Annotated in this window: 7 protein-coding genes; 4 read left to right on the plus strand and 3 right to left on the minus strand. The window is 69.1% G+C overall.

Annotation, left to right across the window (positions count from 1 at the left end):
• Nucleotides 1–22: 22 nt before the first annotated feature.
• Together QMK34_RS03570 and QMK34_RS03575 are read right to left on the minus strand one after the other, a co-directional pair.
• The gene (locus tag QMK34_RS03570; protein ID WP_326411392.1) at nucleotides 23–721 is read right to left on the minus strand and encodes a hypothetical protein; all 699 of its coding nucleotides are present in this window, start codon (nucleotides 719–721) and stop codon (nucleotides 23–25) included.
• A gap of 34 nt (nucleotides 722–755) precedes the next feature.
• Nucleotides 756–8,450, minus strand: coding sequence for a cytochrome P450 (locus tag QMK34_RS03575; protein ID WP_326411395.1), 7,695 nt, complete (start codon nucleotides 8,448–8,450; stop codon nucleotides 756–758).
• A gap of 773 nt (nucleotides 8,451–9,223) precedes the next feature.
• Between QMK34_RS03575 and QMK34_RS03580 the strand changes: the two genes are divergently transcribed.
• Together QMK34_RS03580 and QMK34_RS03585 are read left to right on the plus strand one after the other, a co-directional pair.
• A complete protein-coding gene (locus tag QMK34_RS03580; RefSeq protein ID WP_326411397.1) occupies nucleotides 9,224–9,808 on the plus strand; it encodes a TetR/AcrR family transcriptional regulator in 585 nt (194 codons plus the stop codon).
• On the plus strand, nucleotides 9,805–11,235 hold the full coding sequence (locus tag QMK34_RS03585) for an MFS transporter (protein WP_326411399.1): 1,431 nt from the start codon (nucleotides 9,805–9,807) through the stop codon (nucleotides 11,233–11,235). Before QMK34_RS03580 ends, QMK34_RS03585 begins: the two co-directional genes overlap by 4 nt.
• Before the next feature lie 136 nt (nucleotides 11,236–11,371).
• Here QMK34_RS03585 and QMK34_RS03590 read toward each other — a convergent pair whose 3' ends face one another.
• Nucleotides 11,372–11,695, minus strand: coding sequence for a hypothetical protein (locus tag QMK34_RS03590; RefSeq protein ID WP_326411401.1), 324 nt, complete (start codon nucleotides 11,693–11,695; stop codon nucleotides 11,372–11,374).
• 71 nt (nucleotides 11,696–11,766) lie between these two features.
• Here QMK34_RS03590 and QMK34_RS03595 point away from each other — a divergent pair, with 71 nt between their 5' ends.
• Together QMK34_RS03595 and QMK34_RS03600 are read left to right on the plus strand one after the other, a co-directional pair.
• Nucleotides 11,767–12,930 (plus strand): IS630 family transposase, encoded by a 1,164-nt coding sequence (locus QMK34_RS03595; protein WP_326411403.1) that lies wholly within the window; start codon nucleotides 11,767–11,769, stop codon nucleotides 12,928–12,930.
• 72 nt (nucleotides 12,931–13,002) lie between these two features.
• Nucleotides 13,003–14,187: a hypothetical protein gene (locus tag QMK34_RS03600; RefSeq protein WP_326411405.1), complete on the plus strand. Its 1,185-nt coding sequence runs from the start codon at nucleotides 13,003–13,005 to the stop codon at nucleotides 14,185–14,187.
• Nucleotides 14,188–14,475: the final 288 nt, after the last annotated feature.

The raw sequence follows: 14,475 nt of genomic DNA on the forward strand, positions 1-14,475 counted from the left end.
CCCAGCGCTCCGGTGTCCGGGTTCAGGCTTCCGAGTACGCTTTTTCCCGATCCTGGCCAGGTTTCGCCCGCTCCGACCGGATGGCCGCGATACTCGCCATGGCGACCCAGATGACCACGGCGAACACGCTCGCGTAGGTGATCGGCCCGCCCGCCTTCAGCGGGCCGTCCGGTACGAGCAGCGGAACACACCCGAGCAGCTGGACCAGCACCACGACCGCGGCCAGCGGCCTGAGCCAGCCCGGCCACCCCGCGCTCCGCCTCGTGCACAGCGCCGCCGAGATGACCACGACCGCGGCCGGGATCGCGCTGAACATGAAGCCGAGTACGTACGCGTCGGAGAACGCGCGCAGCAGCGAGTGGGTCGCCGGGTCCGCGGCCCAGCCCGAGAAGATCTGGAACAGGCCCAGGTACACCACGGCGAAGCCCACCCAGGCGGTGCCCGCCGCGATCATCAGCACCGGCAACGGGCTGTCCGGCACCTCCCGGCGGAAGCGGGTGTAGAGGTAGCCGAGGAACCACAGCACCGCCATCAGCGCGAGGCCCGCGATGAACTGGTAGATGTACCCGCTGGTGGTGTGGGTGGCATAGAACTGCACGATCTCGGCTTCCGGCGACCCGAAGGGCGGGATCGGCGACAGGACCAGGATCGTGGTGGCCAGTATCAGCAGGCTGATGATCCCGCTGGCCGCGTGCGCGACCTGGGGCGGGCGGTTGTCCACGATGACTCCCTCTGCGAGGTCGGTTGGTGTCCATCTACCGCGCCGGCCCGAGGTTGAGCTGGGCGACGATCTGCGAGGCCAGCGCCGCCGGACTGGAGTACTGGCGCATCTGCTTGGGCGTGACCCTGATGTCGAACTCCCGGTTGATCCTGGTGCTCAATTCCAGCGACATCAGCGAGTCGAGGCCGTGGTCGGTCAGCGACCGGTCGGGGTCCAGCCCCGAGGCGTTGACCCGGAGGATCTCCGCCGCGTGCGCGGTGAGGTGCTTCTCCAGGAATCGCTGCCTGGCCGCCGGGTCGGCGGTTCGCAGCTCCGCGAGCACGGCACCGCCGACGAGGTCGCCGCCCCGCTCGGTCCCGCGGTCGGCGGGGATCGCGGCGAAGAACGACGAAGTGCGGATCTTCTCCGCGAACATCGTCTGCCAGCCCTTGTCCAGGATCGCCAGGTAGCCCGCGCGTGCCCGGTCGTGGCGCAGCAGCGCGTCGCAGGCCTTCACCCCTTCGTCCGGGTCGATCATCGCGTTGCCGCGTTCGGCGAACATCGTGCCGCGCCCGTACTCGGCCCAAGCGCCCCAGTTGACGCTCAGCGCGGGCAACCCCTGCCCCCGGCGCCAGGTGGTGAGGCCGTCCAGTAGGGCGTTGGCCGAGGCGTAGCAGGCTTGACCGGCGAAGCCGACGAGTGCCGAGGCTGAGGAAAACCCGAACCACCAGTCCAGCTCACTGTCCACACAGGCCTCTTGCAGCCGCAGCGCCCCGCGTACCTTGGGCGCCCACACGCGCTCGACCAGTGCGTCGTCCACGCTGGTGATCGCCGCGTCGTCGACCACCGCGGCGGCGTGGATGACACCGCGCAAGGGCAGCCCGGTAGCGGTGGCGGCGCGGACCAGCTCCTCGGCGGTGCCGGCCATGGCGATGTCACCGCGCACCACCTCGATGTCGGCGCCGGCCGCGCGAAGCTCATCGATGGTCGCGCGAGCCTCGTCGGACGGTGCCGACCGGCCGTTGAGGATGACGCGGCCCGCACCCTCCCCGGCGAACCAACGGGCCAGGATCATGCCGAGACCGCCCAGCCCGCCGGTGACCACATACGCGCCGTCCGTGCGGATCACCGGTACGTCGCCCGGCCGGACGGCGGCCTCGCCGTCGCCGTCCTGGGGGAGCGCGAGGACGAGCTTGCCCACGTGACCGCCGGAGGCCAGCGTGCGGAACGCGGTGCTGGCCTCACCCAGCGGGTAGCTGGTGTGGGGACTCGGGGTGAGCGCGCCCGAGGCGAGCAATTCGTGGACCTCGCGCAGGATGTCGCCGAGCTGCTCGTATGCCAGTACACCGAGGTCGACGCTGTGCAGGGAGATGTTGCGGCGGAAGGGGAACAGCCCGATGCGTGCGTCGGCGTAGATGTCCTTCTTGCCGAGCTCGACGAACCGGCCGCCGATGCGCAGCAGGTCCAGCCCCGCTCGCTGGGCGGCGCCGGTGAGTGAATTGAGCACCACGTCCACCCCCTCACCGCCGGTCAGCTCGCGGATCTGGGCGGCGAACTTCGTGGAGCGAGAGTCGAAGACATGCTCGATGCCCAGGTCGTGCAGGTACTGCCGTTTCGCCTCGGTGCCCGCGGTCGCGTAGATCTCCGCGCCGAGGTGGCGGGCCACCGCGATCGCCGCCAGGCCCACCCCGCCGGTTGCCGAGTGGATCAGCACCCGCTCGCCGGGGCTGAGCCTGCTCAGCCGGTGCAGGCCGTACCAGGCGGTCGCGAACACGCTGGGCCTCGCCGCAGCTTCCTCGAACGTGACCTCGGCGGGAATCCGGTTGGCCTTGCAGGCGGGCACCACGGCGAACGCGTGGAACGCGCCGGGGTGCATGGCCGCCACGCGGTCACCGACCTGGAACGAGGTGACGCCCGCGCCGATCGCGACGACCGTGCCCGCACAGTCGAAACCGAACGGCATCGGGCTGCCGTCGACGGTCTTGTAAAGGCCCATCGCGTTGAGCACGTCGGCGTAGTTCAGACCGAGCGCCTCGACCCGGATCTCGATCTCGTCCGCGGCGGTCGCCCGCGGCTCGGTCGCGACCAGCTCCAGGCTGCCGAGGTCACCTGCGTGCCGGGTGGCCAGTGCGTACCGGTCCTGTCCAAAGTGGATCGGGCGCACCCGGCGGTCACCATCGTTCAGTGGCGACACCTTGAGCCGGGCCAGGAAGAGCTCACCGCTGCGCAGCGCCACCTCGTCGGCGTCACCGTTCGCGGCGAGCAGCTCGGCGGCCCGCTGTGGTGTGGTCCCGGCGTCAGTGTCGACGTGGCAGATCTCCAGTTCGGGGTGCTCGTGGCCGATCACCCGGCACAGGCCGCGCAGCCCGGTCTGCTCCAGGTTCAGCCCATCGCCCTCGCCGACCTGCTGGGCGTCGCGGGTGAGCACCCACAGCCGGGGTCGGTGCGCGTCGGTGCGCTCCGCCAGGACCCTGACCAGGTCGATCAGCCGTTTGACCAGGCGCTCCGCGCGTTCTGCCACGTCGTGGTCGGCGGTGGCCGTCGGGTCGGGGCATACCACCACGAGCCCCTGCGGGGGCTGCGCCGTGAGCTGCGCATCCAGTTCGTCCGCGGTGGAATCGAGCGTCAGGTGGGTGGTCTCGGGGCCCAGTGCGGAAATCAGCTCGCCCGCGAACGGTTCGGACACCGCGTCCGCCTCGGTCAGCACCAGCCACGGGCCATCGGCCTCGACCGGCTCCGGGAAGCCGGCGTGGTCCCAGCCGATGGTCAGCAGGCGCTCGGCGAGCCGCCGGTCCGTGGTGGCCAGGCGCACTCCCGTGACCTCGGCGACCACGGTGCCGTCCTCGTCGAGCAGCGCCACGTCTCCGATGGCGAGCTGCTCGTCGAGGTGGTTCAGCCGGGCCAAGCAGTAACGGGCGCGGTGCGGGTCGCGGTGCACACGCAGTCCGCCCACCCCCACGGGGAAGGCATCGCGGATCAGCGCCGGGTGCGACGCCAGCGTCTGCAGGCAGCCGTCCATCAAAACCGGGTGCAGCCGGTAGGAATTGAGGTCGCCGCGCACCGCGGCGGGCAGCGCCAGCTCCGCGAAGACCGTCTGCTCGACGCCCGTGTCCTCGGACAGGTGCAGGGCGACCACTGCGGCGAACGCGTCACCGTGACGCACACCGGCCCCGTGGAACTTGGCGTAGGCCTCCTGCGGGGACAGCGATCCGGGGTGCGCGGCGAGCAGCCCGGCCACGTCGAGCCGGTCCGGTTCGACGGCGTCGCGTGCCCGCAGGGTCCCGGTGGCCAGCAGCGTCGGGTCCTCGCCGTCGCGGCGGGTCAGTGACTCGAAGCGGACCACGCCGTCGCTTTCGGGGCGGGTGCGTGAGGACACCACGGTGTGCTCGTCGAGGTGCAGCATCTCGTGGATCGTCAGGTCGGTCACCTCGATCGCGTCGAGGTCGGCCCCGAACACGGTCCTGGCCGCGGTCAGCCCCATCTCGCAGTAGGCCGCGCCCGGCAGCACCGGCTGGTCGTGGACCTGGTGGTCGGAGAGGTAGCGCAGGTCGCGGCCGCCGATCGTGGCCTGCCAGGTGTGCTCGTCGTCGGCGTCGACCGGGCTGATGTGCACTCCGAGCAGCGGGTGCGTGTCCACGCTCGCGCCGGGCTTCTTCACCTGCAGCGCCAGCACGCCGAGGTCGGCGCCCGCCCACACCGGCAGCGGCACGTCGACGAGGGTGCCGGCCGGATAGGCGCGCTCCCAGTCGACCGGAACGCCGCTGCAGTGCAGATCGGACAGCTGGGGCAGCAACCCGGTGGACTGGTCGCCATCGCGGCGCAACGTTCCCATGGCGGTCGCGTCGCGGCCGATCGACTTCGCCGTCTCGGCGATCGCGTGGGTCAGCAGCGGGTGCGGGGACAGCTCGACGAAGATCCGGTGCCCGTCCAGCACAGCGGCGGTGACCGCGTCGGCGAAGCGGACCGGGCGGCGCAAGTTGTTGACCCAGTAACCGGCGTCGAACGCGGCGGGCTTCTTCGGGTCGTCCAGCACGGTGCTGTAGACCGGGACGGTCGCCGCGGCCGGGGCGAGGTCGTCCAGCCGCTCGGCCAGGTCGTGGAGGATGGGGTCGACGTGCGGGGAGTGCGACGCGTAGTCCACGGCGATCCGGCGGGCGTGCAGGTCGCGGGCCTCCCAGCCGGAGACGAGTTCGTCGACCCTGGCGGGGTTGCCCGCCACGACCGTGGATCCGGCGGAAGCGATGACCGCGACGGTGACGTCCTCGATGCCCGCGGCGGCGAGTTCGGCCGCGACCTCCTGGTGCGGCAGCTCAATGGTGGCCATGGCGCCGCCGCCCGCGAGCCGGGTGACCAGCTGGGACCGGCGGCAGATCACCTTCACCCCGTCCTCGGGCGTCAGCGCGCCCGCGACCACCGCCGCGGCGGTCTCACCGAGCGAGTGCCCGATCACCGCGGCGGGCTCGATCCCCCGGGACCGCCAGGCAGCGGCAAGGGCGACCTGCACGGCGAAGATGGTCGGCTGGACCTTGGCGATGCCCGTGACGGTCTCGTCGGCGACCAGCTCGGCGCGTACGGAGAACCCGGCCTCCTCAGCGATCAACGGCTCCAGCTCGTCGATCTTCGCGGCGAACGCGGGCTCGGTCTCCAGCAGTCCCCGGCCCATGCCCGCCCATTGCGAGCCCTGGCCGGAGAACACCCACACCGGCGCACCGCTGTGGCTGCTGACCGTGCCGGACACCACGCCCGGTTCGAGCTGCGACGCCGCGGCCGCTCGCAACTGCCCGGCCAGCTGGTGGTGCGACGACGCCAGTGCGACGAGCCGCTCCGCGCGGTGCTCCCGGCCGCGGGCCAGCGTGTGTCCGATGTCGGCCAGCGGCGCCGACGCGCCTTCACCGTCCAGCCACGTCGCCACGCGGTCGGCGGTCTCCGCCAAGGCCTGCGGGGTGCTTCCGGACAGGAGAATGGGAAGCGCTTTCTCTTCCGGCGCGGGGACTGCGGGGACCGCGGTGTCCGGGACCTCTTCGAGGATGACGTGGACGTTGGTGCCGCTGAACCCGTAGGAGGAAACCGACGCCAGTCGCGGCGAGCCGTTCGCGTTCCACTCACGCAACTCGGTGGGGACGTACAACCGCGTCCCGTCGGGGGAGATGTCCGGGTTCCAGTCGGTGAAATGCAGGTTGCCCGGGATCTTCTTGTGCCGCAACGACATCACGGCTTTGATGAGCCCGGCCAAACCGGACACCGATTCGGTGTGCCCGATGTTGGTCTTCACCGAGCCCAGCGCGCAGGGCTTGTCCCCGGCGCCGTAGACGGCGGCCAGTGCACGGAACTCCACGGGATCGCCGGTGGGCGTGCCGGGGCCGTGCGCCTCGACCAGTTCGACCGTGGACGGGTCGACGGCGGCGGCGCGCAAAGCACTGCGCTGTACGGCTTCCTGCGCGGTCGCGGAGGGGACGACGATGTTGTCGGAGCGGCCGTCGGAGTTGGCGGCGGAGCCACGGATGACCGCGAGGACCCGGTTGCCGTCGCGCACCGCGTCGTCGAGCCGCTGCAGCGCGATGACCGCGCAGCCCTCGCTGCGGACGAACCCGTCGGCGGCGGCGTCGAACGCGGCGCACCGGCCGTTGGGCGAGAGCATGGACCACTGGGAGAACAGGACGCCGACCTCGGGGCCCAGCTGCAGCATCGCCGCACCCGCCAGCACCAGGTCGGTCTCCCCGGCACGCAGGCTCTGGCAGCCGAGGTGCACCGACAGCAGACCCGAGGAACACGCGGTGTCCACAGCCACCGATGGCCCGTGCAGCCCAAGCAGGTAGGACACCCGGCCGGCGCCGACGGAATGCGCGTTGCCGGTCATCACGTACGGGTTGTCCACAAGGGAGTCGTCGAAGGTCCGCAGCAGGTAGTCGTGGTGGGCGAGGCCGAAGAAGACGCCGGTCTGCGACCCCTTGAGCGAACCGGGCGCGATGCCCGCGTGCTCGAGCGCCTCCCAGGCCACCTGGGTCAGCATCCGGTGCTGCGGGTCCATCGCCTCGGCTTCGTACTCGGTGATGCCGAAGGCGGCGCTGTCGAAACCACCGATGCTGTCGAGGAACCCGCCCCAGCGGGAGACGGTGCGGCCGAGCACGCCGGGTTGCGGGTCGTAGACCTCGTCCACGGCCCACCGCTCCGGCGGGACCTCGCGGACGGCGTTGTCGCCGCGTTCGAGCAGGCTCCAGAGCGTGTCGGGGGAGTCGACCCCGCCCGCGAACCGGCAGCCGATGCCGACGATCGCGATCGGTTCGACGGCGACGCCCCGCCCCTGGTCGGTGCTGGTGGACGGCTTCTTGGTGGTGGTGTGGGGCAGCTCGCTCCCATCGGTCTTGAGCGGGGTGACGATCATGGGCAGGCTGTTCGGGCGCGGCATCGCGGCCGCGACCCGGCGCACGGTGTGGCCGGGCACCGGGACCAGGCGCCAGCGGCCGAGGATGGTCGCCAGCGCGATGACCGCCTTGGCCTGTGCGTAGGCCTCGCCGATGCAGCGGCGATTGCCCTCGCCGAACGGGAGGAAGGCGGTGCGGTTGGGCAGCTGCTCGCGGTCGACGAGCCAGCGTTCCGGCCGGAACCGGTCCGGGTCGGTGAACGCGCCGCCGTCCCGGTGCAGGTCGATCTGACTGAACATGATGTCCGCGCCCGTGGGCAGCGAGACGCCGTCGACGACCACCGGTTCCTCCGCACGGCGGAAGAGCATGAGCAATGAGTACCGGCGCAGGACCTCGTTCACCACGGCGCGGGTGTAGCTCAGCTTCTCGATGTCGTCGTGCTCCGCGGGGCGTCCGCCGAGCACCTCCTGCAGCTCGGCGCGCAGCTTCTCCTCGACTTCAGGATGCTGCGCCAGTTCGTGGAACGCCCAGGTCAAGGTGGCGGCGGTGGTCTCGGTACCCGCCATCATGATCGAGACCAGCTCGTCGCGGATGAGGTCGTCGCTCATCGCCTCGCCGGTCTCCGGGTCGCGGGCGGCGCGCAGGTGCGAGAGCAGATCGGTCCCGTCCTCGGTCCGGTCGGTGCGCACCACGTGGTCGACGGCGGCCCGCAGCCGGTTCGCCGCGCCGAGGAAACGCCGGTCGAAGCCGGAGACCTTGCACAGCCACGCGGGCAGCACGGTGCGGGCGACCATGCCGTAGGTGAAGATCGGCAACGAGCGGATGATCTCCCGTACGACGTCGTCCGGCAGGCTGCCGGAGAACATCGACCGCACGATGGTGGTCAGCGTCAGCTCGATCATGACCTTCTGCACGGCGACCTGCTGGCCCGGCTGCCATGACTCGGCCAGCGCCTGCGACTCGGCAGTCATGATCTCCGCGTAGGAGGCGATCATCTTCCGGTGGAACAGCGGCTGGATCAGCCGTCGCTGGCGGCGGCGCAGTTCGCGGTCGGAGGCCAGCAAACCGTTGCCGCTCAACGGGTGCACGGCCTCCCACACCATGCCCTTGCCGTACGAGCGGGCCTCCTTCACCAGCACCTGGTGTGCCAGGCGCGCGGTGGTGAGGAAGTAGATCGGCCGCTTGCCGATGTAGAGCTTCACCATGTCCCCGCGCGTCCGCAGGTCGGCGAAGAAGTCGAAGGGGTTACGCATGAGCGGCCACATGTGACCGATCATGGGCAGCCTGCCCGGCGCTACCCGCACCGTCCCGGCAGGCGGTTCCTGTCCTGGCTCTGACCCGCTGAACGGGCACGCCGGTGTCTGCTGCGCAGACGAGTCGTTGCTCATTCGCTTCCCCCACCGAATCTGGCCCTGGTCAGCCCCGTGCCGTCCCAGGCGCAAGTGTGAAACGTTGCAGAAAGGGCGATGGATCACCCGATTCCGGGTATGCCGAATACCTCCGAACCCATTGCTACCCCCATTGGATTCGGGTCCAAGTTGGCCCCGTCGTTCATTCCGTCCCCGGCAGAGAACCGGGGCACCCCATCGCTGCCAAATTCATACTTGGCCGCGATGAGGTGCGTCAACCAAGCGGTGCGGCGGCCGTGACCGACCCGGTCGGATTCAGCCGCGATGCCTGTGGGTTGATACCTACCCGTTGGGTAAGTTCGTGGATGATTGTCCGAATTCGATTCGCTCGATTGGCGGTTCCCCAGGCCGGCGAGTGATTCGGGTCACAGTGGCGCTGTGAAGCAGGGCTCGGAAGCACCCGTCTCGCACTCCTGTCAAGGCGTCCGCGGGGGCTTGATGATCTTGTCAGCGCGTCGCGGGAACCACCTCCGGGCACGGGCAGACAATCGACCATGTCGGCGAGGCGATCACGATCGGACTATCGCCCGGCACACGTCTCGCCCCCTCGGCCGAGACGCCGAATTCGAACCTTCGATGCTCATCCGGCGAGGGGGAAGGATGTGCGGCAATTCCGCGCTTGCCGAATCCGATTGCGGCGGCGGCCTGTCCCCGGGGGCGACGAGGTCGTCGACCCCGTCGCGGTAGGGGTGATGATCAACAACTCAGGGGTTGTTAGTGGTTAGTAACTACTTCCTGCTAGTCTCGGTGCCGTGAGTACGGGTGCCGCCGAGCGCATGTCCGCCCAGCAGCGGCGCGAACAGCTGCTGGAGCTGGCAGCCGACGAGTTCGCCGCGGCTGGGCTGCACGGCGCGTCGACGGAGGCGCTCGCCCGCCGCGCGGGGATTTCGCAGGCCTACGTGTTCAGGTTGTTCGGCACCAAGAAGGCCCTGTTTCTGCAAGTGGTGCAGCGTGCGTTCACCCGGCTCATCGAAGGCATGGACCGCGCCGCCGGGCACACCTCCGGGGCTGATTCGATCGCGGTCATGGGCGGGTACTACGACCGCGCCCTTGGCGATCGCACCGAGCTGCTGGTGCAGCTGCAGGCCTTCGCCGCCTGTGGCGATCCCGAGGTCCGAGACGTGGTGCGCGAGCACATGGCCAGGATGTGGGCGGCGACCGCCGATCACACCGGAATGCCGCCGGTAGCCGTGAAGAGCTTCGTGGCTTACGGCATGTTGCTCAACGTCGCCGCCGCGCTGGACGTCGACGACGTCGATGCGGAATGGGCCCGTGGCATCCGCACCCGCATCCACGCGGGACTGTTCGATCACCTGACCGAGGAGAACAACCAGTGAGTGCTTCCACCACGCCGGAGACGGGACAGGCTCAGGAGAGCGCCGGTCGCGGCGGTACCACTCTGGTGGCGGCACTGGTGTTCATTGCGCTGGTGGTCGCGGCCATCGGGAGCCTGGGCGCACCGCTGATCACGTCTGTGGCCAAGGATTACGACGTGTCGCTGTCCACCGCGCAGTGGACGTTGACGATCACGTTGCTGACCGGTGCCGTGGCGACCCCGCTGCTCGGCCGCCTCGGCTCCGCCCACCGGCGGCGAAAAGTTGTACTGGCGACCCTCGTCATCGTGGCGCTCGGCAGTGTGGCCACCGTGGTGCCCGCACCGTTCGCGGTGCTGCTGGCCGGCCGTGCCGCGCAAGGGGTCGGCCTAGGGCTGACCGCGCTGATGATGGCCACCGCCCGTCATCACCTCGGCGACCGCGCGGTGAGCACGATCGCGATGCTGTCCGTGGCCTCGACCGTCGGCATCGGCGTCGGCTACCCGATCGCGAGCCTGCTGGCCCAGCTCGGCGGCGTCCGCGTGGCCTACCTGCTCGGCGTGGTGGTCGCCGTGGCCGCACTGATCACCGCCATGGTCGCGATCCCGCGTGACACGTCCGCCGCGTCCGAGAAGGAGCCGGTGGACTGGTTTGGCGCGTCCCTGCTCTCCGTCGGCCTGGTGGCGGTGCTCCTGGTGACCAGTCAGTCGAGCTGGTGGTCGAGCAACCCGGTGCCGGTCGTGGTGATCCTGCTCGTCGGCGCCGTCGTGCTGGCCGCCTGGGTGGTCGTCGAGCGGAAGACGGCACGCCCGCTGGTCGACCTGACCGCACTGCGGCACCCGGCGGTCGCTGGCGCCAACGTGGTCATGTTCGTCTCCGGCATCGCGATGTACCTGCTCTTCACTCTCATCACCCGCTTCGTGCAGACCCCCTCACAGGTCGGCTACGGCTACGGGCTCAACCAGGTCGAGGCGGGCCTGGTGCTGGTGCCGTTCTCGGCACTGGGTTTCGTCGCGGGCCGCGTGGTACCGAAGCTGCGAGAGAAGATCAGCCCGTTCGGTCTGCTGACCGCCAACGGCGTCGTGATCGCCGTCGCCTGCGTCCTGTTCGCCGGCCTCCGCGGCATGGGTGTGGGCTGGCCGATCGTGGTCATGGGTGTGCTGGGCTTCGGCGTCGGCGGCTTCTCCGCCGTGATGCCGCAGGCGATCCTGGCGGTCACTCCGGCCGAGGAGACCGCGGCCGCGATGAGTGTCAACCAGGTCGTGCGCTCGGTCGGCTTCTCACTCGGCAGTGCGGTCAGCGGCCTGATCCTGGCCGCGAACACCGCGACCGGCAGCTTCGCCCCCACTGACTCCGGCTACTCCACCGCCGCGTGGACGGCCGGCGTGCTGGCACTGCTCACCATCGTGCTGGCGATGGGGATCAACGCCTCCCGGCGCAAACAGCCTTAGTCGTAAGGGGCCGCGGGGAAAGTCCACTTCGGCTTCCCCTGGCTGCGGGTACGTCGTTCCGTGACCCCGCGGACCGCCGCCGTTCTCGACCTTAGTGGTCGGTTTTGGAAGTTCTTCGGGGGTCGTGGTGACCTGTTTAGATGGAGTTGTCGAGGTAGAGGCGGTAGGCGCAGTCGAGGGCTTTTTCGGGGCTGCCGCTGGGGAATCCGGAGGGCAGGATCTGGTTTTCGTAGCGGTCGCTGCTGGCCAGATACAGCCCGAAACCCCAGTGTCGCGCCGAGCCTCCGTACCGCAACCGGATCAGCGGTTGTACGGTCCCGTCGGGTAGGTGCGCCTCGACATACACGAACGCGCCCCGGTAGCGGAACTCCAGCTCACCGGCTTGCGGCCAGTGTGCGGCGGCGTGGGCACGCAACCGTTGCCCGACAGAGATCTTGGTGGACTCCGGTGGGGTAGCCATGACCGACATCGTGCACCACCGGCATCCTGGGCGCCGCTGCTGACCGTCGATCATGAAACGAGCCCGTCACGATGCCCCAGGTTCAGGCGTGCCCAGTCATCGTGACCGACGCGACGCGGTGGGTGCTGACCCGGCGTGCTCGTGGCCAGAAGACCCAGCACCGAGACAAGGTCCGTGCCTGGATCGTGCTGCTGGCCGCGCAGCGGTGGTCCAATGCCGCGATCGCCATCGAGGTGGGGATCGGTGTGGACACGATGCGGACCTGGCGGGGCCGGTTCGCGGCCCAGGGGTTGGCGGGGTTGCTCGATCGTGCTCGCTCAGGTCGGCCGCCCCGGTTCAGCCCGGTGCAAGTCGCGCAGGTCAAGGCGTTGGCCTGCCAGTTGCCGGTCCGTGCGGGGGTGGCCCTGTCGCGGTGGTCGTGTCCGGAGCTGGCCCGGGAAGTGGTCGGACAAGGGATCGCGGAGGCGATCTCGGCCTCGACGGTATGGCGGTGGCTGGTCCGGGAAGCGATCAAACCCTGGCAATACCGGTCGTGGCTATTTCCGCGAGACCCGGACTTCGCGGAGAAGGCCGGACGGGTGCTGGATCTGTATGAGCGCCGCTGGGAAGGTCAGCGGCTGGGGCCGCGGGAGTATGTGATTTCCAGTGATGAGAAGACTTCCATCCAGGCCCGCTGCCGCTGTCATCCCAGCTTGGCGCCGGGACAGGCGCGGATGATGCGGGTCAACCACGAGTACGAGCGGGGTGGCGCGCTGGCGTATCTGGCTGCCTACGATGTCCACCAGGCCCGGGTGTTCGGTTCCTGCGCGCCATCGACGGGGATCGTGCCGTTCATGGCGTTGGCCGAGCAGGTCATGACCCTCGAGCCATACGCGTCAGCGAAGCGGGTGTTCTGGGTGGTGGACAACGGGTCCTCCCACCGCGGTCAGACCGCGATCAACCGGCTGGCCGCACGGTTCCCCAACACGGTCATGGTGCACACACCGGTGCACGCCTCCTGGCTGAACCAAGTGGAGATCTTCTTCTCTGTCGTGCAACGCAAGGTTTTTTCTCCCAACGACTTCACCGATCTCGCCGAGGTCGAGCAACGGCTGGTCGACTTCGAGAAACGCTACAACGCGACCGCGAAGCCCTTCCAGTGGAAGTTCACCGGTGATGACCTGCGCGACCTACTCATCCGGATCGCTCAGCATGAACAACAGGAGACTGGCATCCAACTCCGAACCGCCGCATGACCACCCCCCGAAGAACTTCCAAAACCGACCACTAAGGCGGAGAGCGACGCGCGCGACACGGAACACGCCGCAATGCGCGACGCCATGGCGCAGGCTCTCGACGGTGAGACCTACAGCCATGATCAGGACAACGTCCACTTTGGCTCGTACGGTAAGGGTGTCAGTGGGTCCGTCGAGGTTCACAAGTTCGGCGGGGATGTCAAGTTCGAAGTCAGGGTGCCGAAAGGCCTTGCTGCGGCGATGGCAGACACCGTCGCAGCACTGGGCAAGTCGGACGTTCCGCCAACGATCGATTCGACGCCAGGTCCGGCGGCGCCATCTGACCCGGAGCCACCGGGCACCGCCCCGAAGGCCCTGCGGGGCAAGCCCAAGCCCCTCACGCCAGAAGAACGTCAGGAGCGCACCGACACTCTGACTGCGCTACTGGACGCAGGCATCCCAAGCCTGATCGAGCCATACCGCCACAAGAAGAACAAACGTCGCATCGGAAACGCCCGTCTCGACAAGACCATCATCAAGGACCTTGCCAGATTCACCCGCTGGGTCAACACACAGTGCCCCCAACGCGGCCACACCGAGAACATCCCCGCAGACCCCCGAGGCGCGCTGACCGCCACCAGATTCCGCAGGACGCTGGCGTGGTTCATCCGGCGCCGACCGCGCGGCCTGATCGCGGCGTCAATCCAATATGGACATGTCCACACCCGACTGATTCAAGGCTATGCGGGCACCTACGAATCAGGGTTTCCGGACGAGTGTGCCTTCGAGGACTGGCTGTTCCGCATCGAGGGCATCGCCGAGGACGAACGCGCCCTGGCCGCCGGCGAGCGGGTCAGCGGCCCAGCTGCCGACGTCTACCAGTACCGGGTGACCGCAGCGAACAGTCAGTTCGTCGAGCATGTCCTGACCACCAGAGAGCAGGCCCGAGACCTGCTCGGGAATCCGCTGTTGCAGATCCATCATGGCGAAGGCATGACCTGCGTCCTGGACCCGGCCCAGGCCGCCTGCCAGCTCCGAGGCGACCTCGACGATCCGATGGTCACCCCGGACACCGACGACTGCCGACCCAAATGCCGCAATCTGGCACGCACAGACCGCGACATCCTGCAGATCCAGCAGAAGCATGCCCTGCTGGCCCACGTCGTCGACGACCCCATGGCACCGCCATTCCGCCACCAGCGCGACCGGCGGGAACTCGATCGCCTGCAGGGGATCCTCGATACCCATGAACAGAACGGGAAGGGACGCACGACATGACCTCGACCTCCCCTACCGGACAGAACGCTGTCCGGGCCGCAATCGTGGCAGCGATGGACCGCCTACTCGCAGGCACACCCGTGAGATCCACAGGCAGGCTCAGCATCTCCCAGCTGGCCCTCGAAGCAGGCGTCAAACGCTGGTACCTCACCCATCAGCACCTAGTACTACAGAGCTAGATCTTTGCGTGTCGGTTCGTGATATCGGCTGCTGGTTGTGCGAGTGTTTGCGTGTGACCATTCCTTCTGCTGGGCGGGCTGGCGTCGCGGGCGGTGCGACTCGGGAAGA

Origin of the sequence: Amycolatopsis sp. H20-H5 (assembly GCF_035828755.1) — a bacterium.
In the GTDB taxonomy this organism is placed as follows: Bacteria; Actinomycetota; Actinomycetes; order Mycobacteriales; family Pseudonocardiaceae; genus Amycolatopsis.